The organism is Romboutsia sp. (assembly GCF_056995035.1).
The window spans coordinates 68703-89403 of sequence record NZ_JBXKIW010000049.1 but is presented as its reverse complement, the minus strand read 5'-3'; the positions used below and the strand labels follow the sequence as shown (position 1 = coordinate 89403).

The following is a 20701-nucleotide window of genomic DNA, read 5'->3' as shown; positions in this document are numbered from 1 at the left end:
AAAGTAAAAAAAATGAAGATATTTTACTACTATAATACAATAAAAAAATATTAATTATCTATAGAATAACAGGCATGCATCTATTATAGTGTGCATAGGCCGGGCCTTGATTGGCAGCAGGATTATAATCTTTTATTATAATTTGGCGGGTTTTTCAATTTCGAGGAGGAATTTATTTATGTTTAATTCTGATAGGAGAATTAAAGTTGCTTTTTTGTCAATTTTATCAAACACAACACTTATAATTTTAAAAATTGTAGCAGGTATTTTAAGTGGTTCAGTAAGTATTATGTCTGAAGCAATACATTCAGGAATGGATTTAGTAGCATCACTGGTTGCATTTTTATCTGTCAAACATTCGGCAAAGCCTGCTGACAAGAAGCATCCTTACGGACACGGAAAAATAGAGAATATCTCTGGTTTAGTTGAAGGAATTTTAATTTTTATTGCTGCTGCAATGATTATTATTGAAGCTTTTAAGAAATTATTTGAGCCTGTTGAAATCGAACAAGCGAATATCGCAATTGTTGTTATGGCTGTTTCAGCACTTACAAATTTTATTGTGTCAAGACAATTATACAAGGTTGCAAAGGAAGAGGATTCCATGGCTCTTGAGGCAGATGCTCTTCACTTGAAAACTGATATCTACACATCCATGGGAGTAGCAATTGGAATTCTTCTTATCAAGATTACGGGACTTGTTATACTCGATTCGGTTGTTGCAATGCTTGTAGCGCTACTCATAATTAAGGAAGCATGGGGGCTTTCTAAAAATGCCTTTGAATATCTTATTGATGCGAGGTTGTCTGAAGAAGAAGAAGCAGAGATAGAAAAAGTCATAAGAGAACACAGTAATCAATTTATAGATTACCATAAACTTAAAACAAGAAAATCAGGCAATAGTAAGCATATTGATTTTCATATTACAGTTGATCCTGATGTTACAGTCAAAGAAACACATGATATTATTGCAAGCCTGAAAAAGGATATGAATGATAAGTTTAAAAATACTCGGGTAACTATTCATATAGATCCTTATAAAAAAGAAGAAAATTAGCGTATGTAAAGTGTAATTCGTGAAAATAGATATAGTTAAAAAGACTGTATAAATAGTATCTTATTTGCTAATAAGATACTATTTACTTCAGAGCTGAAGCATGAAATTTCATTTTGTTGCATATAAAGATGATAAAAATAAATACGATAGGTGAGGTTATCACAGAGATACAGTTCAGTTTTCAACTTGAATTTGGAATATTTATGGCTTGACATATACAGGAATATATTACTATTTATTATTATATATACTGTAAATAAAAAGCTTAGAAGTGGTTAGAATAGTATTAAATAAATGTATATCACACCTCATTGTTTTGACATCATAGTCTTTTTATACATTTATTTTAAAATAGATTAAGTCCTTCAAATTTTTTGAAGGACTTTTTATATTTTAAAGAAAATACTTATAATATCGCAAAAAATACAATGGGGGTAAAAGATATGAAGATTTTGTTTACTGAAAATTATGGGGAAGAAAAATTTCAAAAGGTCAGAGACTTAGGATACGAAGTTACATATCATAAAGAAAATACAGTAACTAATAATGAGGACACAGACTCGGCAGATATACTAGTTACTTATGATCCATTTAAAACATTAGATATATCTAAAATGGATAAATTAAAGTATATTCAAACATCAAGTGTAGGAGTGGATCAAATACCAAAAGAAAAATTATTAGAAAGAGAAATGATTATAGCTAACAATAAGGGTGGCTATAGTATTCCTATGAGTGAATGGATAGTAATGTATATTTTACAAATATATAAAAATAGTAAAAAATTTTATGAACAACAACAAAATAAAAAGTGGAAAATGAATTTTAAAATGACAGAGATATATGGAAGAAAAATAGGGTTCATAGGAACTGGAATTATAGCTACGGAAGGTGCAAAACGACTAAAAGCTTTTGGAGTAGAGATGTGGGGTGTAAACACAACAGGTTCTGATAAGAAATATTTTGATAAGTGTTTTTCTACACAGGATATGGATAATGTATTTAAGGAATGTGATGTAGTTGTATGTACAATACCTGCGACTAAAGACACGATAGGTATAATAAATAAGGACAAATTTAAGATTATGAAAGAAGGTTCAGTATTTATAAATGTTGGGAGAGGAAATATTGTAAATGAAGAAGATTTAATAAATTATATAGATAAATTTAGAGGGGTGGCATTAGATGTTTTCCAAAATGAGCCGTTAAAAGAAGAAAGTAAGTTTTGGGAATTTGATAATGCTATAATAACTCCTCATAATTCGTGGGTATCAGATAAAAATAATGAAAGAAATTTCAATATGATCTATAACAATCTTAAAAATTATATAAATGAAAAGCCATTACATAACCTTGTGGATATACATAAAGGATATTAGGCTAAAATAAGATAAAAAGTTACTCTAATTTAGGGTAACTTTTTTGATTGATAATTATTATATAAAAAATTTCACAATGATAAGTCTATAATGATATACTAAAATATATTAAAATTATAAAATGGCAATACTAAAAAGAGAAATTTTCATACGAGGTGAGACGAGAATGACTATAGAAAATAAAATAAATGAATTAATAGATTTAATGAATTATCATAATGAAAAATATTATAATCAAGATACATCAGAAATATCAGATTATGAGTATGATAATTTAATGAAAGAATTAATAAAATTAGAAGAAGAAAATCCTAGCCTAAAAAGAATAGATTCTCCTACAAATAGAGTTGGAGGAAAGCCCTTAGGTAAATTTGAACAAATAGTACATAAGATACCAATGCTAAGTTTATCAAATGCTTACTCAAGTCAAGATTTAAGAGATTTTGATAAAAGGGTAAGAGATATGGTAAGTGGTGAAGTAGAGTATGTAGTAGAGTTTAAAATAGATGGATTATCAGTAGGAATTACATATAACGATGGAGTATTTGAAAAAGGGGCTACTAGAGGTAATGGTACTGTTGGAGAAGATATTTCTCAGAATTTAATGACTGTAAAAAGCATACCTTTAAAAATAGATGAAGATAATGAAATAGTAGTAAGAGGGGAAGTTTATATATCAAAAGAAAACTTCCGAAAAATAAATGAACAGCAAGAAAAATCTGAATTACAATTATTTGCGAACCCTAGAAATCTTGCTGCAGGCTCCTTGAGACAGCTTGACCCTAAGCTAACATCAAAAAGACCTTTAGATATATTTGTATTTAATCTTGAACATGGAGAAAATATAGAATTTAAAAATCATAGTGAATCTTTAGAGTTTTTAAAAAAATTAGGATTTAAAGTAAGTCCAAATTATAAAGTATGTAATAAAATAGATGATATTATAGACCATATAGAATATTGGACAGAAAATAGAGGAAACTTAGACTTTGAAATAGATGGAATGGTTATAAAAGTAAATAACTTAGTTCAAAGAGAGACTATGGGGTATACTGCTAAAAGTCCAAGATGGGCAATAGCATACAAATTCCCAGCAGAAAAGAAAACAACAAAGATAATAGATATAATAGTAGAAGTAGGTAGAACTGGAACTATAACACCTACAGCAGTTCTTGAACCGGTAAGATTAGCAGGAACAAGTGTAAGTAGAGCTACATTACATAATGAAGACTACATCAAAGAAAAAGATATAAAAATAAATGATATAGTGCTAGTACAAAAAGCGGGGGATATAATACCTCAAGTGGTAGAAGTTATAAAAGATGAGCGTAGTGGAGAAGAGATTGACTTTGAAATGCCTAAGGAATGTCCTGTATGCTCTGAACCAACTGTAAGACTAGATGGGGAAGCAGCTGTGAAGTGCATAAATATGTCTTGTCCTGCACAAATAAGGAGAGGTATAATTCACTTTGTATCTAGGGATGCAATGAATATAGATGGATTGGGAGAATCAATAATAACACTTTTATTAAACGAAAAAATAATAGAAGATGTTGCAGATTTATATAGTATAAAAAAAGAAGATGTTATTAATTTAGAAAGAATGGGTGATAAGTCTGCTACAAATTTAATTAATTCAATTAAAAATTCTAAAAATAATGACTTATGGAGACTTATAAATGGATTAGGAATTAAATTTGTAGGAGTGAAAGGAGCTAAGATATTAGCCAATAGTTTTAACGATTTAGATGAAATAATCAACACCACAAATGAAAAACTAGTTAATTTAGAAGAATTTGGAGAAACTATGGCAAATAGCGTAGTTGAATTCTTTAAAGAGGAAAAGAATCTTAGAGTTATAGAAAAGCTTAAAAATGCTGGGGTTAACACTAAGAAAATTGAAGATGTAAATTCTAGTATACCTAAAATATTTGAAGGTATGAAGATTGTTTTAACTGGAACACTTCTCACATTAAAAAGAAATGATGCAAAAGAAATGATAGAAGCTAGGGGAGGCAAAGCTACTTCAAGTGTTAGTAAATCTACAAAATTCGTATTAGCAGGTGAAGAAGCTGGATCGAAACTTACGAAAGCAACTGAATTAGGTGTAAAAGTACTTGATGAAGCTAAATTTATAGAACTTATAAATTTAGAATCAAAACAAGATGTAGAAAATAAATTAACTTAAGATAATAGTTGTATTATATAGCACTATTTATATAAATATAATGTATTTTATATTAATTTAAGGTTATTACAAAATATATAGATACTGGTAATGGTAGAAAATTACGTTATATATATGTTAATATTATTAATATATATAATAAAGTTAAACGAATGAAAACTTAACATAAAAGGAATTAAGAGAGGTATTAACAATGGCTAGAATTGATAACAGAAAAAATGACCAAACAAGAGATGTAAAAATAACAAGAAACTATACTCGATATGCAGAAGGTTCTGTATTAATAGAAATGGGAGAAACAAAGGTTATATGTACAGCATCAATAGAAGATAAAGTACCTCCATTTTTAAGACACACAGGAACAGGATGGATAAATGCAGAATATTCAATGCTTCCTAGATCAACTCATCAAAGAAAAATAAGAGAATCATCTAGAGGAAAAGTTGATGGAAGAACACAAGAGATTCAAAGATTAATAGGAAGAGCAATAAGATCTGTAATAGATTTAAAGAAAATTGGTGAAAGAACTATTTGGGTAGATTGTGATGTAATCCAAGCAGATGGTGGAACTAGAACTGCTTCTATAACGGGTGCTTTTGTAGCAGTTGTAGATGCTTTAAATAAACTACATAAGTCTAAAGCAATTAAAGAAATGCCAGTAAGGAACTTCGTATCTGCTATAAGTGTAGGAATAGTAAATAAAGAGCATGTACTTGATTTATGTTATGAAGAAGATTCTAATGCACAAGTAGATATGAATATAATAATGACAGATAAAGGTGAATTTGTTGAGGTTCAAGGAACAGGTGAAGAGCGTCCATTCTCAAGAGACGACTTAAATGCATTATTAGAACTTGGAGAAAAAGGAAATAAGGAATTAATAAAGGCCCAAAGAGCTGCGTTAGGTGAAATAGCAGATGAGATACTAGGAATGGAATATGGAGATGAAGTAGTTATAGCTACTAATAATGCTCATAAATTAGAAGAAATTGGGGCAATATTAGAAGACTTTGATTATACAATATATTCACTAAAAGAGGTAGATTTAGGTGGAATAGAAATAGTTGAAGATGGAAAAACATTTGAACATAATGCTTTAATAAAGGCTAGAACAATAGCTAAAATGACTGAAATGATAGCAATATCAGACGATTCAGGTTTAGAAGTTGATGCTATAGGAAAAAAACCAGGTGTTTATTCTGCTAGATTTGCAGGAGAAAATGCGACGGATGAAGAAAATAGACAAAAGTTAATAAAGTCTTTAAGTAATATTCCGGCAAGTCAAAGAACAGCAAGGTTTGTTTCTGCAATAGCAGTTGTATTCCCAGATGGAAAAGAATTTGTAGTTAGAGGAACTTGTGAAGGCACTATAGGATTCGAAGAAAAAGGTAAGAATGGATTTGGATATGATTCATTATTTATAGTAAATGGATATAATAAGACTTTTGCAGAAATGCCAGCAACTATAAAAAACAGCATAAGCCATAGAGCTAATGCCCTAAAATTAATGAAAAGTGAGTTTAATAAAAGGGTAGTGAGATAATGAAAGTAGGAGTAGTAAGTGATACACATATGATGAAGAAATTTATCGATGAAACTATATCATACTTAAAAGAATGTGATTTAATAGTTCATGCAGGAGATAATTTTTCGGATTCAAAGTATATACATAGTATGACAAAGGTTTCAGTCATGGCAGTTAGAGGAAACTGTGACGTTGATAATGTAGAGGATGAATTAGTTTTTGAAGTAGAAGGTAAGACTATATTTTTATGCCATGGAGATAAATATGGTGTAAATGTGAAATATGGAATAGATATGCTACAATCAAAATCAAAGTCTATGAATGCGGATATAGTTATATTCGGACACACTCATACTCCTCTATGTATAGAAGAAGAGGGAGTACTATATTTAAATCCAGGAAGTGTGTCACTTCCAAGGGAAGTAACATATAGAAGTTTTGTTATACTAGATATAGAAGATGAAAAAATCAAAATAAAGGAAATAAAATTATAATATAGATGCATAAGTGATACACATAAGGTCTATAAATCAATGGAATACTTGTAAATAAAAAAACTTATGTGCTATAATTAAAGAGTTAAACTATAAGTATAATGGATTTAAATTCCATATACAAATTATTACATAAAGATATAGGAGGATTAAGTCAATGAAAGCAGAATTAATTAAAAAAGAAGGCAACAAAGTGACTTTAAAAATAACTGTAGATAATAATAAATTTGAAGCAGCAGTAACAAAATCATACAACAAGAACAAGGGTAAATACAACATAGCAGGATTCAGAAAAGGTAAAGCTCCAAAGCTTGTTATAGAAACTCAATATGGAAAAGGAATATTCTACAACGATGCTATAGAATTATTATTCCCTGAAGTTTATCCTGAAGCTATAAAGGAATTAAATATAGATCCAATAGATAGACCGGACTTAGATGTTGAAGAAATAAGCAAAGACAATGGATTAGTTATGGTTGTTAACGTTGAAGTTAGACCAGAATTCGAGTTAGGAGCTTACAAAGGTATAGAAATATCTAAAGTAGATAATAATGTAAGTGAAGAAGAAGTAGAGTTAAGCCTACAAGAAATGGTAAACAAAAACGCTAGATTATTAAGCGTAGAAGATAAAGCATTAGAAAATGGAGATACAGCTGTTATAGACTTCGAAGGATTTGAAGGCGGAGTAGCTTTTGAAGGTGGAAAAGGTGAAAATCATAACTTAGTTATAGGATCAAACACATTCATCCCAGGATTCGAAGAGCAATTAGTAGGTAAAAAATCAGGAGAAGAAGTAGAAGTTAATGTTACTTTCCCAACTGAATACCATGCTGAAAACTTAGCTGGAAAGCCAGTTATATTCAACGTAAAAGTAAATGATGTAAAGGTAAAAGAATTACCTCAATTAGATGATGAATTTGCTAAAGATGCTAGCGAATTTGATACATTAGCAGAGTTAAGAGCTGACGTAAGAACTAAATTAGAAGAAGAAGCTAAAAATGCTTCGGAAGCACAACTAAGAAATGTAATAGTTGAAAAAGTTACTGCAAATACAGAAGTAGAAGCTCCAGAAGCTATGATACAACAACAAGTAGACAACATGTTAATGGATCTTAACTACCAATTACAATCTCAAGGATTAAACTTACAACAATTATTAGAAATGACAGGAAGAGATATAGCTGAATTAAGAGAAGAAAGAAAAGCTGATGCAGCTAAATTAGTAAAATCTTCTTTAGTGTTAGAAGCTATAGCTGATGCAGAAAAGATAGAAGCTACAGATGAAGATTTCAATGCTGAGATAGAAAAAATGTCATCTATGTACAATATGGAAGCTGATAAATTAAAAGCTTCTTTAAGAGAAACAGATGTTGAAGATATAAAAGGTCAAGTTAAAATAAGAAAAACTATAGACTTATTAGTTGACAATGCAATAATAGCTTAATTTTTTACAGTAGCCTACTAATGGGCTACTGTAAATTATATATTAAAAATAGAAGATATAGAGGGGGTATGATCCATGGCATTAGTACCTGTAGTAGTTGAACAAACAGGAAGAGGAGAAAGATCGTACGATATATATTCTAGATTATTAAAAGATAGAATAATATTTCTAGGAGATGAAGTAAATGATGTCACATCAGGTCTTATAGTAGCTCAGTTACTATTTTTAGAGGCTGATGATCCAGACAAGGATATATATTTATATATAAATTCACCTGGAGGAAGCATAACTGCTGGGATGGCTATTTATGATACTATGCAATATATTAAGCCAGATGTATGTACTATATGTATAGGAATGGCTGCATCTATGGGAGCATTTTTATTAGCAGCAGGAGAAAAAGGAAAGAGATTTGCTTTACCAAATAGTGAAATAATGATACATCAACCACTAGGTGGAACTAAAGGTCAAGCAACCGACATAGAAATCCATGCTAGAAGGATAATAAAAATGAAGGAAACTTTAAATAAGATACTATCAGAGAGAACTGGTCAGCCATTAGAAAAAATTCAAATGGACACTGAACGTGATAACTTCATGGTTGCAAGCGACGCCAAAGAATATGGCTTAATAGATGAAGTAATCGCAAAAAGACCGTAGATAGGAAGAGGTGCTTAATATGTCAAAAAATGAAGAAAAAAGACAGTTAAAATGTTCATTCTGCGGTAAAAACCAAGAACAAGTTAGACGATTAATTGCAGGACCAAATGTATATATATGCGATGAATGTGTTGAACTTTGTGACGAAATAATCCAAGAAGAAATAGATGAAACTATTGAAGAGGATACTACATCTTTACCAAAGCCAAAGGAAATGATGGATATCTTAAATGATTATGTAATCGGCCAAGAAAAAGCTAAAAAGACATTATCAGTAGCCGTATACAATCATTATAAGAGAATCTATAGTAAGAAAATTAATACTAAAGATATAGAAATACAAAAGAGTAATATACTTTTACTAGGACCAACAGGTTCAGGAAAAACTTTATTAGCTCAAACTTTAGCTAAAACTCTTAATGTTCCTTTTGCAATGGCTGATGCTACATCATTAACAGAAGCAGGATATGTTGGAGAAGATGTAGAGAATATTCTTTTAAAGCTTATTCAAGCAGCTGATTTTGATATAGAGAAAGCTGAAAGAGGTATAATTTATATAGATGAGATAGATAAGATAGCTAGAAAATCTGAAAATCCATCTATAACAAGAGATGTTAGTGGAGAAGGTGTTCAGCAAGCACTTTTAAAAATATTAGAAGGAACAACTGCAAATGTTCCTCCACAAGGAGGAAGAAAACACCCTCATCAAGAATTCTTAAAGATAGATACTACTAATGTATTATTTATATTAGGAGGAGCTTTCGATGGAATAGAAAAGATAATCCAAAAACGTGGTGGAGAAAAAACACTTGGATTTGGTGCCAAAATAGAAAGTAAGAAAGAAATGGATTTAGGTAAAGTATATGCTCAAGTTCTTCCTGAAGATTTATTAAAATTTGGTATAATACCAGAGTTTATAGGAAGAATTCCAGTTGTAGCAACTTTAGAATTATTAGATGAAGATGCTTTAATGAGAATATTACAGGAACCTAAAAATGCTCTAGTAAAACAATACAAAAAATTAATAGAATTAGATGATGTTACACTAGAATTTGAAGATGAATCTCTTCGTGCTATAGCTAAAAAAGCTATAGAAAGAAACACAGGGGCTAGAGGACTAAGAAGCATAGTTGAAAACATAATGATGGAAAGTATGTTTGAAATTCCTTCTAGAGATGACATCAAAAAAGTTATAGTAACAAAAGAAGCAGTTGATGAAGGGGCAAAACCAGTTATAGTACTTAAAGATCAAGAAGAGAGTGCATAATAAAAAGGAGCTTTTAAAGCTCCTTTTTAAATTGAATTATAAAATTCAAGCGTTAACTAACCTTAATTAGAGAGGAAGTCTTACAGACTTCTTTTTTTAAATACCATAACTAAATGGGGTAATTATAAAAAAAATTAAAATTATGATTAAATTTATAGTTATTTAAGCATCATAAAAATATTGTACCTAAATAACTACAAATAAAAACTATAGCTATGGAGTCAACTTTTTTCGTGTATAATAGTATATGAGTATATTACTACCCATATTATATAATAATAAAATAAGACTAAAATATACTAATAAGTTTGTATTAATGTTGAAAATTAAGTTTTGTAAATATATAATATATAAAGCAACAAAATCTAGCACTTTAAGGAGTGATATTAGTGGAACCGAATTATACTAAAACAGAACAAGAATTGCCGTTAATTCCACTGAGAGGGTTAGCGATATTCCCATATATGATATTAAATTTTGATGTAGGAAGAGAGGTATCACTTAAAGCTTTAGACGAAGCGATGCTAGCTGAAGAGTTAGTATTTTTAACTTCTCAAAAAGCAGCCGAAGTTGATGAGCCTACAGAAGAAGATTTTTATCATGTTGGGACAATCTGTAAAGTAAAGCAGATGATAAAACTACCAGGAGAAACGGTACGCGTACTAGTAGAAGGAATTTCTAGAGGTAGAGCAAGAGATATAAAATTAGAAGATGGATATTTTAAAGCAGTAGTAGAAGAATTAGTATTTGATGCTGAAAATTCAGAGAAAGATTTAGAAATTGAAGCTTTTGTAAGGAATGTATTTGATGCGTTTGAGGAGTACATAAATATAGGTAATAAAGTTTCGCCAGAAATACTTATATCACTAGGTGAGATAGAGGATGTAGACCGATTTATAGATACTATAGCAGCTAATGTATATCTAAAGCCAGAACAAAAACAGCAAATATTAGAAGAATTTGATATTAATAAAAGATTAGAACTTATTTATACAATTCTTTTAGAAGAGATTGATATATTAAAAATCGAGAAAAAAATAACTCTAAGAGTTAAAAAGCAAATGAATAAAGTTCAAAAAGAATATTATCTTAGAGAACAACTAAGAGCTATACAAAAAGAGTTAGGTGAAGAAGAAGATATAAATTCTGAAGCTGACGAGTATAGATTGAAGCTTAAAAAAATAAAAGCTCCAAAAGAAACTAAAGAAAAAATAGCCAAAGAAATAGATAAGTTTTCTAAGGTATCTCCGATGTCTCCTGATTTATCGGTAAGTAGATCATATTTAGATACTGTATTTTCACTACCTTGGAACAATGAAACAAAAGACAAGCTAGATATAGTTAAAGCTAAGGAAATACTAGATAATGAACACTATGGTTTAGAAAAAGTTAAAGAAAGAATATTAGAGTACTTAGCAATAAGAACATTATCTAAATCTTTAAAAGGACCTATAATATGCTTAGTTGGACCTCCAGGTGTTGGTAAAACATCAATAGCTAAGTCAATAGCAAATTCTTTAGGTAGAAAATTTGTAAGAATATCTTTAGGTGGAGTTAGAGATGAAGCTGAGATAAGAGGGCATAGAAGAACTTATGTAGGCGCTATTCCAGGAAGAATTGTAAATGGAATAAAAGAGGCTAAAACTAAAAATTCAGTATTTTTACTAGATGAAATAGATAAAATGTCTGCAGATTACAAAGGAGATCCATCATCAGCAATGTTAGAGGTTCTAGATCCTGAACAAAACAAGGACTTCGTAGATCACTACTTAGAAATGCCTTTTGATTTATCTAAGATATTATTTGTAACTACTGCAAATAGTTTAAGTACGATACCAAGAGCATTATTAGATAGAATGGAAATAATAGAGGTATCAGGATATATAGAAGAGGAAAAATTAAATATAGCTAAGAAATATTTACTTCCAAAACAAATGAAAGATCATGCCTTAAAGACTGAATTCATAAAAATGGAAGATGAAGCTATAAGAGATATAATAAATTCTTACACTAGAGAAGCTGGAGTAAGAAGCTTAGAAAGAACTATAGGAAAGATATGCAGAAAAGTTGCTAAGAAATATGTTGAAACTCCTTCTTTAGAAGAAGTTGTTGTGACTAAAACAGATTTAGATGAATACTTAGGCAAAAACAGATTTATACATCAATTAGCAGGCACTAAGCCTGAAGTAGGAGTAGTAACTGGACTTGCTTGGACATCTGTTGGAGGAGAAACTTTAACTGTAGAAGTTAATGTACTTAAAGGAAAAGGACAAGTTGTTTTAACTGGTAAGTTAGGAGATGTTATGAAAGAATCTGCTCAGACAGCTATATCTTACATAAGATCAATAGCTGATAGATTCAATATAGACTCTGAATTCTATAAAAACAATGATATCCATATTCATATACCAGAAGGTGCAGTTCCTAAAGATGGGCCATCAGCAGGTATAACTATGGCTCTAGCTGTTATATCAGCACTAACAAATCTACCTGTATTAAACAATGTAGCAATGACAGGAGAAATAACTCTTAGAGGTAGAGTTTTAGCTGTAGGTGGAGTTAGAGAAAAATTACTAGCAGCACATAGAGCAGGTATAACTAAAGTATTACTTCCAAAAGAATGTGAAGCAGATTTAGATGAAATACCTGAAAATATAAAAGAAAAAATGGAATTTGTGCTTGTTGAACATATGGACGAAGTGTTAGAACATGCATTATTAAGGAATGGTGAAAAATAATGAAAATCAGAAGCTCAGAAATAACAATGAGTGCAGTAAATAAGTCACAGTATCCAGATGAAGGTATACCAGAAATAGCTTTAGTTGGTAGATCAAATGTAGGAAAATCATCAACCGTAAATACTTTATTAAACAGAAGAAATTTTGCTAGAATAAGTCAAACGCCAGGTAAGACAAGAACTATAAATTTCTATCTTATAAATAATGAATTCTTCTTCACTGACCTTCCAGGCTATGGATATGCTAAAATAGCTAAATCAGAGAAGGATAAGTGGGGTACTATAATGGAAAGATATCTAGAAGATAGAGAAGAGCTATGTGCTATTTTCTTACTTGTAGATATTAGACATGAACCTACTAATGACGATGTTATGATGTATGAGTGGATAAAGCACTTTGGATATAACTGTGTGGTAATAGCTACAAAATCAGATAAAATATCTAGAGGTCAATATCAAAAGCATATAAGTATAATCAGAAAAAAATTACAATTAGATGCAGATGAAAAAGTAATACCAATATCTTCTCTTAAGAAAACAGGAGTAGAAGACGTATGGAATGAAATAGTAAAACAATACAATGATGCTGGTTATGAAATAACTGTAGACTAGTAATTTATATTAAAGGAGTAGCTATTTGCTACTTCTTTTTGTATATAGAATTAATATATGAATGAAATGATTGAATTAGTAAGAAGGTAAAACAATGAATCTGATTTATAGGTTTGATACAACATGATTAAATTTGAAATTTTTACATAAAATAAACTTTATAATAGTAACAAAATTAGGGTTTTATTAATACTTTAATAAAGATAGAATATTGATTTTCAGGGGGTATTGATTATGGAAAATAAAGTTAGAAAATTATTCCCAGGCGGGAATACGGCAAATGGATCATATAATTTTTTTGAATATATGATTCCAAGTAACGTAAATAGAATTTTTTGTTTAAAAGGTGGTCCAGGAGTAGGTAAATCGTCGTTAATGAAAAAAGTAGCAAATGAGTTTATAGAAAAGGGATATGAAGTTGAGTTGCATTATTGTCCATCAGATCCAAGTTCTTTAGATGGAGTGGTAATAAAAAAATTAGGAGTAGTTTTACTAGATGGAACAGCACCTCATATAGTTGACCCAAAAGACCCAGGAGCAATAGACGAAGTAGTTAACTTAGGGGATTATTGGAATTTAGAAAATATGGAAAAAAATAGAAGAGAAATTGTAGAGTGTGGAAAAGATATAGGAAATTCATTTAAAAGAGCATATAAGTACTTAAAAGCTGCGGAACCTATATATTATGATATGGAAGAAAAATATATGGATTGTATGGATTTTGGGCAAGTAAATTTATTAACAGAACATTTTATTTATGACTTATTCAAAGATACAAGTAGTACTGGAATATATAAGAAAGAGCGACATTTATTTGGAACAGCAATAACTCCAGTAGGGCATTTAGATTATACAGAGAGTATTCTTAGTGAAGTATCTAAGGTTTATCATTTAAATGGAAACATTGGAACAGGAAAAACAACATTTTTACAAAGAATATGTGATAAAGCAATTCAAAAAGGAATGTCTGTAGAAGTATATCATTATCCACTTATAAAAGAAAAATTAGAAACAATAATAATTAAGGACTTAGATATAGGTATAACTATAAGTAGTTTATTTGAAGGAAAAAATACTATTGATTTAGATAAATATTTAAATCAAGAAAAATTATCTAAATATCAAGAAGAAATAAGCTTTGATGAGAAAATTTTTGATGAACTGATAAATTATGCTATTTCTAATTTAAACAAAGCCAAAGCTAAGCATGATGTTATAGAATCATATTATGTTCCTAATATGAGATTTGATGAAGTTGAGCAATTAAGAATTGATTTAGTAAAGAGAATATTAAAATATGAAAAATAATAGTTGATAGAATTTATCAAAATAAAATTAAATATTCTTGAAATAGTATATATAATGAATAATAAAAAGCTGTAGGAATAGGAATTTCTTAATTAATCCTAAATTCTATAGCTTTTATTATTAAGATTAAAATAAAATTTATAGATTTATATTTTCAAAAACAATATAAGTTATTATAAAATTAAATAATGATTTTTTTATTAAATTCATCAATTATTTATTATAATAGATATTTATTGTAAATAATATTAAAATAGATAGTATGTTTTTAAAGAGGAAAGAGGAAAGTGGAAAGAGGAAAGAGGAAAGAGGGAACATAAATTTTTTTTATAGGGAGTATATTAGTATGAAAAATAGATATATGTTGATAATACTAACGAGTACAATATTAGGTATATTCATGGGTATGACAATTAGAGAACAGGAACGAAAAAATTACATGTACGTAAATAAAGATAAACCTACCAAAAAAGAAATACATATAGTTAATAAAGAGATAAAAAAATTAAATAAGGAGAAGAAAAATGTAGAAATAGAATTAAATGACTTAAAAAATAAATATGAAGACGTAGAAAATATAAATCAAGTAGAAGATTTGAAATCGAATTTATCATACACAGATATTAGTGGACGTGGAGTAGTCATAAAACTAGATGCTATAAATGAAGATACAGGAAATATAGCAAATCTAATTGATTATAATAAGGTATTAGTTAACCTAATAAATGAAGTTAAAATAAATGGAGGAGTATTCATATCTATAAATGGACAAAGGATGAATCAATACTCTGAAATAGCTCTAGCAGGAAATCATATAAATATAAATTCTATTCCAATTGCTCAGCCTTATGAAATAAAAGTTATTGGAGATGTAGATAAATTATACAAATATGTAGATAAAGAAAGTAATTATTTAAGACGTATAGAGAATAACTATCCTCTAAAAATAGAGTTTAAGAATGATGAAAATATAACCATGAATAAAATAAACGTACCAAATAAATTAAAATATATAAAGGGTGAGTAAAATTATTTTACAAGAAAATTCATTAACTAAGTTAATTCCAGAAAAGTTAGCTAAAAAATATAATGCATTTCCAATTGAAATAAAAAACGATAACTTACATATAGAAATAGAAAATGATGACATATATGCGATTAGAGACTTAAAGCTTGCTACAGGGATGAATATTATATTAGAAAAACAAGATAAGGATATAATTACTAAAAAAATAAAAAAATATTATAAAAAAGAAAATAAGTCAGATGAAGGTTATGCTAGAAATTTATTTAATGATATTTTAAATAAGGCTATAGTTCAAAATGCTAGTGATATACATATAGAACCATTTGAAGAGTGCTTAATAATAAGACTTAGAATAGATGGAGAATTAAATGAAATAGAACATTTATCAATGGATATATATCCATATCTATCGTCTGTAATAAAATTAGATACCTCAATGGATATTACAGAGAAAAGATTACCTCAAGATGGTAGAGTTGATATAAACATTGACGAATCAGTAATAGATATCAGGGCATCAAGTCTCCCAACTGTATATGGTGAAAAAATAGTACTAAGAATATTGAAGAGAAACTCTTTTTTAAAAAATAAAGAAGAACTTGGATTCTCAATTGAAGCAATAAATAAAATAAAAAACATCATAAATAAAAAGTCAGGTATTTTACTAGTTACAGGTGCTACAGGAAGTGGAAAAACTACAACGGTATATTCTATATTAAATGACTTAAGAAATATAAGTAAAAATATAATGACGATAGAAGACCCTGTAGAATATAAAATGAGAGGTATAAATCAAACTCAAGTAAATAGTAAGCTAGGGTTAAATTTTGATGTAGGATTGAGGTCAATATTAAGGCAAGATCCAGACATCATAATGGTAGGAGAGATAAGGGATATAGAAACAGCTAAGATAGCTATAAGAGCAGCTACAACAGGACATTTAGTAATAAGTACTATACACACTAATGATGCTATATCATCTATTGCAAGGTTAATAGATATGCAAATACCTCCATATCTAATAAATTCATCCCTTATAGGAGTAATATCTCAAAAACTAGTAAGAAAAGTATGTCCAGAATGTAGTAGAGACATACTTATTATAGATAGTATAGAAGGCAATATAAATACTAAAGTGGCTGTGGGATGTGAAATGTGTAATAATGGCTATTTAGGAAGGACAGCTGTGTATGAAATATTAGAAATTGACGACGATATAAAGAAGTGTATAAAACAAATGAAGGATTCTAAAGAAATAAAAGAGATAGCAATAAAAAATGGAATGATAACATTTGAAGAAAGTAGCAAAAAATTGATAAATAATAAAATAACTACATTAAAAGAATGCATAATGATAGAGAATATGGATTAAATGGAGGAAATCATTAAATGGGTTTGTATAACTGTGTAGTTTATGACAAAGATAAAAAGAGAAAGAAAATAAAATTAGAGCTAGACTCTGAAGAAGAAGTTAACGATTATATAAGTACAAATGAGTTAACAATGGTTAGTGTCAGAAGTGCAGATAATAAGATTAAAGATAACAACAAAAATAAGGTAAAGGTAAAGGATAAAGAAACAAGAATTCTATGTAGGCAAATGGGTATATTGCTAGAATCAGGGTGCGAAATTACAAAGATGATAGATATATTAATAAATCAATCTAATAGAAAAATAAGTAACGTATTATCGCAAACAGCCAATCATATTAAAAGAGGTAACTCAATAACCAAATCATTTCAAAAATCAGAATTATTCTCAACATTTTTTATAAGCATGGTAAACGCAGGAGAAGTTAGTGGTAATTTAGACAAAGTAATGCATAATTTAGCTGATTATTACGATAAAGAATATAAACTAAAATCAAAAATTAAGACATTATTAATATATCCTACGATATTAATACTATTATCTATTTTATCTATGATAATTATAATGGTAGCAGTAATACCTAATTTTGAGATGATATTTACAAGTAATGGTATAAAGCCACCATTATTGACGAGAATCTTAATAAATGTATCTACATTTATAAGGACTAAATATATTTACATAATCATAGCTATCTTAATTACTATACCTATCTCAATTCATTGCATAAAAAATAGTACTAAAGTAACTTTAGTTAAAAATAATTTAAAATTTAAAAGTCCAATCATAAAAAATATAACCCAATTAATTATTACGACAAGGTTTTGTAGAGCGCTAAGTATATTAGTGGAGAGTGGAATACAAATCGTGGACTCTATAGATATATCTGCAAAAATAATAGATGATAAATTAACTTATGAAAAACTTTCAATATCAAAAGAATATATTCAAAGAGGTAATAGTGTATCAGATTCATTAAAATTATCTAATGTTTTTCCGAAGTTATTTATATCTATGATAAATATAGGAGAAGAGAGTGGAAGATTAGAGGAATGTTTAAAAACTATAGATAATTTCTATGGTAATGAGTTAGATACAAAAATAGAAATTATAATGAAGGTAATAGAACCTGCAATAATAGTAATAATAGGAATTATTATAGGAGTGTTTCTAGTAGCTATGGTATCGCCTATGTTCGATGCGATAGTTTCAATATAAAAGGAGGGTGTAATAAAATGAAAACAAAAATAAAGAATAAGAAAAGGCCAGGATTTACATTAGTTGAAATGGTGATAGTTGTAACAATATTAGGTATTTTATCAACTTTAGGGTTTATGAAATTTGGAAAAGTTCAAGAAAATGCAAGGTTAAATTCTGATTATCTAGCAGCTTCCAGTTTAGCAACTGCTACAAACTAAGCACTGGATGATAAGAAAATAAAAGTGGGAGAAATAACGCCAGAAAAATTAGAAGAAGAAGGTTACTTAAGTGAAGTTCCAAAGTCACAAAGTGAGGATGTTGATTTTGAAATAACTATAAATAAAGATGGAGAAATAACCACAGATAAAGATGGAGAAATAACTATAACTGCAAATAATAAAATTTTTTATCCGAGAGTGAAAGTGGCAAGTGATCCATCTTAAGTAAAACAATAAATTTATAATATTAAAAATAGATTTATGTGGTAAAATTAAATGTTATCACATGAGTATTTAGGAGTGGTAATATTAAGAAATTAGTAAATGTTGAAATAAATAACGATTATATAAAAACAACTCTTCTAAGAAAGTCAAAAAACGAAATATACATATACAAATCAACAAAAACAAATATCACATTACAATATATAGAAACAAATAATATACAAGAAGATGCTAAAGTTGTGTCAGAAATAATAAAAAATGAAATACAAGGCTTAGAAAGTCAGTATAAAGATATAGCCTATAATATTCAAGATGATAAAACTATAATTAGAAATATTGAACTATTAAAAATAAAAAATAAAAAAGATATATTGAAAATGATAGAGTTAGAAATAACACGATATGTTCATATAGATTTAAATGAGTACGTTATGAAGTATAAAGAAATTAAGTCATATGAAGATAAGTCAAATATACAGGTTATTTTAATTCTTAAATCTACAATAAAATTGTGTAAACAAATTTCTAAAAATCTAAAAAGCAAAGCAAGAACATTGAATGTGAATTGTGATATACTCCAAAAACTTTTGAGTCTAGATTTAATAGAAAATTTTCCTCAGGGTGGCGTATTTATAGAGTGCAAAGATACAGAGTTTATATTAAATATAGTAAAAGATAACAAAGTATATGAATCTCATATACTACCTAGAACTATTCATTCATATCAATCAGTAGCAAATTCAATTAAGGATTTTAAAGATGTGTACTATTATGGTAAGCATGATCCATTTGTAGAAAATTATTTAGGTGAAGCATTTAAGGTACAACCCTTAAAATTAAGTACAAATATAAAGTTAACAAAGAATAAGCAAATGATAACTGATTCCAGTATAAGTTATCTAAACAGTATAGGGATGATAATATAATGAAAAAATATGAAGTATTAAATTTTTTTGAAGAAAATAATAATAGATCTATATACATAAGCAGATTATTGATGCTAAGTATTATAATATTTACATTTTTAAATTTGTCAGTCAATACTATAAAACTAAGAAAATTAGAATCAAATATAAATCATCATAAAGTTGAAAATGTATCTAATGATGAAGTAGAGTATGTTCAAGAAAAAAATATAGATTTTAATCAAATAAAATTTATATACTCTTTATTTGATGCATCTAATATTAATGAGATGGCTATATTAAAGGATGATGTGCAAGTGCAAGGTAAATGCACAGATTTAAATATATTAGAAAATATCAAAAATAATGATAACATAAAAGACTTATCATTAGATAGCATAACTAAAGAAAATGATTTCTACACATTTAGACTGAGGTACCAAACTGGGTCAAGTATATGAAGTTAAATAAAATAAAAAATGAATTATTACAAATATTTATAGTTCTTATAGCTGGATTAATTATAAATGGAATCGTAGTAAATCCTATTAAAGCTAAGATAGAAGATTTAAAAGATCAAAATAAAGAAATAACTAGTAATAAAAAAGAAAACATAGAATCAAAAAAAATAAATGAATCCGAAAGTAATGAACAGTTAAAAGAAGATGATATAGTACTAAAGATAGAAAAAGAATTTAGCCAATTCATTAATGTATTGTATGTAAATAAGTTTGTTGAATGGGATGAAAATAATAACGAATACATAAAGATTGAATTAAAAGTAAGTGGAACAATGGATCAGTTATTTAAGATAAATGATGAACTAAAAAAAATAAAAGGTAAAAATATCATAGAAAGTATACAAATAAATAAAAAAATTAATAACAATGTTGAAACTGAAGAAGAAATTAAAGTCGATATTATAGATTGTGTAATGACACTTAAAGTCGGATAATAAAAGAATATGGAGTAACTAATATATTCATACTGATTAGTGATATATATTAAGAGAATTAGTATGAACTTAATTAGATAAACATAAAGGAATTTAGACTAAACTTATAGAAAATCTATATATAATGGG

The 20701-nt window shown here is 28.2% G+C and carries 19 protein-coding genes; all 19 read left to right on the top strand.

What is annotated here, in order from left to right; all coding sequences use genetic code 11:
• Window positions 1–178: 178 nt before the first annotated feature.
• The gene (locus AC11VW_RS07850) at window positions 179–1057 is read left to right on the top strand and encodes a cation diffusion facilitator family transporter (RefSeq protein ID WP_484300856.1); all 879 of its coding nucleotides are present in this window, start codon (window positions 179–181) and stop codon (window positions 1055–1057) included.
• 443 nt (window positions 1058–1500) lie between these two features.
• On the top strand, window positions 1501–2436 hold the full coding sequence (locus AC11VW_RS07845; protein ID WP_484300855.1) for a phosphoglycerate dehydrogenase: 936 nt from the start codon (window positions 1501–1503) through the stop codon (window positions 2434–2436).
• A 166-nt stretch (window positions 2437–2602) separates the two neighbouring features.
• On the top strand, window positions 2603–4624 hold the full coding sequence (gene ligA / locus AC11VW_RS07840; protein WP_484300854.1) for an NAD-dependent DNA ligase LigA: 2022 nt from the start codon (window positions 2603–2605) through the stop codon (window positions 4622–4624).
• Window positions 4625–4817: 193 nt separating this feature from the next.
• Window positions 4818–6167, top strand: a complete 1350-nt coding sequence (rph, locus tag AC11VW_RS07835; RefSeq protein ID WP_484300853.1) for a ribonuclease PH — start codon at window positions 4818–4820, stop codon at window positions 6165–6167.
• Window positions 6167–6643, top strand: coding sequence for a metallophosphoesterase family protein (locus AC11VW_RS07830; protein WP_484300852.1), 477 nt, complete (start codon window positions 6167–6169; stop codon window positions 6641–6643). The genes rph and AC11VW_RS07830 overlap by 1 nt, the downstream gene beginning before the upstream one ends.
• A gap of 157 nt (window positions 6644–6800) precedes the next feature.
• The gene (tig, locus tag AC11VW_RS07825; RefSeq protein ID WP_484300851.1) at window positions 6801–8087 is read left to right on the top strand and encodes a trigger factor; all 1287 of its coding nucleotides are present in this window, start codon (window positions 6801–6803) and stop codon (window positions 8085–8087) included.
• 75 nt (window positions 8088–8162) lie between these two features.
• The gene (gene clpP / locus AC11VW_RS07820) at window positions 8163–8747 is read left to right on the top strand and encodes an ATP-dependent Clp endopeptidase proteolytic subunit ClpP (protein WP_484300850.1); all 585 of its coding nucleotides are present in this window, start codon (window positions 8163–8165) and stop codon (window positions 8745–8747) included.
• 19 nt (window positions 8748–8766) lie between these two features.
• Window positions 8767–10014, top strand: coding sequence for an ATP-dependent Clp protease ATP-binding subunit ClpX (gene clpX, locus AC11VW_RS07815; protein WP_484300849.1), 1248 nt, complete (start codon window positions 8767–8769; stop codon window positions 10012–10014).
• Window positions 10015–10403: 389 nt separating this feature from the next.
• On the top strand, window positions 10404–12752 hold the full coding sequence (gene lon, locus AC11VW_RS07810) for an endopeptidase La (RefSeq protein WP_484300848.1): 2349 nt from the start codon (window positions 10404–10406) through the stop codon (window positions 12750–12752).
• Window positions 12752–13363 (top strand): ribosome biogenesis GTP-binding protein YihA/YsxC, encoded by a 612-nt coding sequence (yihA, locus tag AC11VW_RS07805; protein ID WP_484300847.1) that lies wholly within the window; start codon window positions 12752–12754, stop codon window positions 13361–13363. Before lon ends, yihA begins: the two co-directional genes overlap by 1 nt.
• Window positions 13364–13597: 234 nt before the next feature.
• Complete coding sequence (locus AC11VW_RS07800; protein WP_484300846.1) at window positions 13598–14671, top strand: PRK06851 family protein; 1074 nt, start codon at window positions 13598–13600, stop codon at window positions 14669–14671.
• Window positions 14672–15017: 346 nt separating this feature from the next.
• Complete coding sequence (locus AC11VW_RS07795; protein ID WP_484300845.1) at window positions 15018–15698, top strand: DUF881 domain-containing protein; 681 nt, start codon at window positions 15018–15020, stop codon at window positions 15696–15698.
• The gene (locus tag AC11VW_RS07790; RefSeq protein WP_484300844.1) at window positions 15691–17070 is read left to right on the top strand and encodes a GspE/PulE family protein; all 1380 of its coding nucleotides are present in this window, start codon (window positions 15691–15693) and stop codon (window positions 17068–17070) included. The genes AC11VW_RS07795 and AC11VW_RS07790 overlap by 8 nt, the downstream gene beginning before the upstream one ends.
• A gap of 17 nt (window positions 17071–17087) precedes the next feature.
• Complete coding sequence (locus AC11VW_RS07785) at window positions 17088–18287, top strand: type II secretion system F family protein (protein WP_484300843.1); 1200 nt, start codon at window positions 17088–17090, stop codon at window positions 18285–18287.
• A 17-nt stretch (window positions 18288–18304) separates the two neighbouring features.
• Window positions 18305–18487 carry a type II secretion system protein gene (locus AC11VW_RS07780; protein ID WP_484300842.1) on the top strand — a complete coding sequence of 61 codons (183 nt, stop codon included), beginning with the start codon at window positions 18305–18307 and terminating at the stop codon, window positions 18485–18487.
• Between the two features lie 24 nt (window positions 18488–18511).
• Window positions 18512–18712, top strand: a complete 201-nt coding sequence (locus tag AC11VW_RS07775) for a hypothetical protein (protein WP_484300841.1) — start codon at window positions 18512–18514, stop codon at window positions 18710–18712.
• 239 nt (window positions 18713–18951) lie between these two features.
• The gene (locus AC11VW_RS07770) at window positions 18952–19638 is read left to right on the top strand and encodes a type IV pilus biogenesis protein PilM (protein WP_484300840.1); all 687 of its coding nucleotides are present in this window, start codon (window positions 18952–18954) and stop codon (window positions 19636–19638) included.
• Complete coding sequence (locus AC11VW_RS07765) at window positions 19638–20078, top strand: hypothetical protein (protein WP_484300839.1); 441 nt, start codon at window positions 19638–19640, stop codon at window positions 20076–20078. Before AC11VW_RS07770 ends, AC11VW_RS07765 begins: the two co-directional genes overlap by 1 nt.
• On the top strand, window positions 20075–20572 hold the full coding sequence (locus tag AC11VW_RS07760; RefSeq protein WP_484300838.1) for a hypothetical protein: 498 nt from the start codon (window positions 20075–20077) through the stop codon (window positions 20570–20572). The genes AC11VW_RS07765 and AC11VW_RS07760 overlap by 4 nt, the downstream gene beginning before the upstream one ends.
• The last annotated feature ends 129 nt before the right edge of the window (window positions 20573–20701 follow it).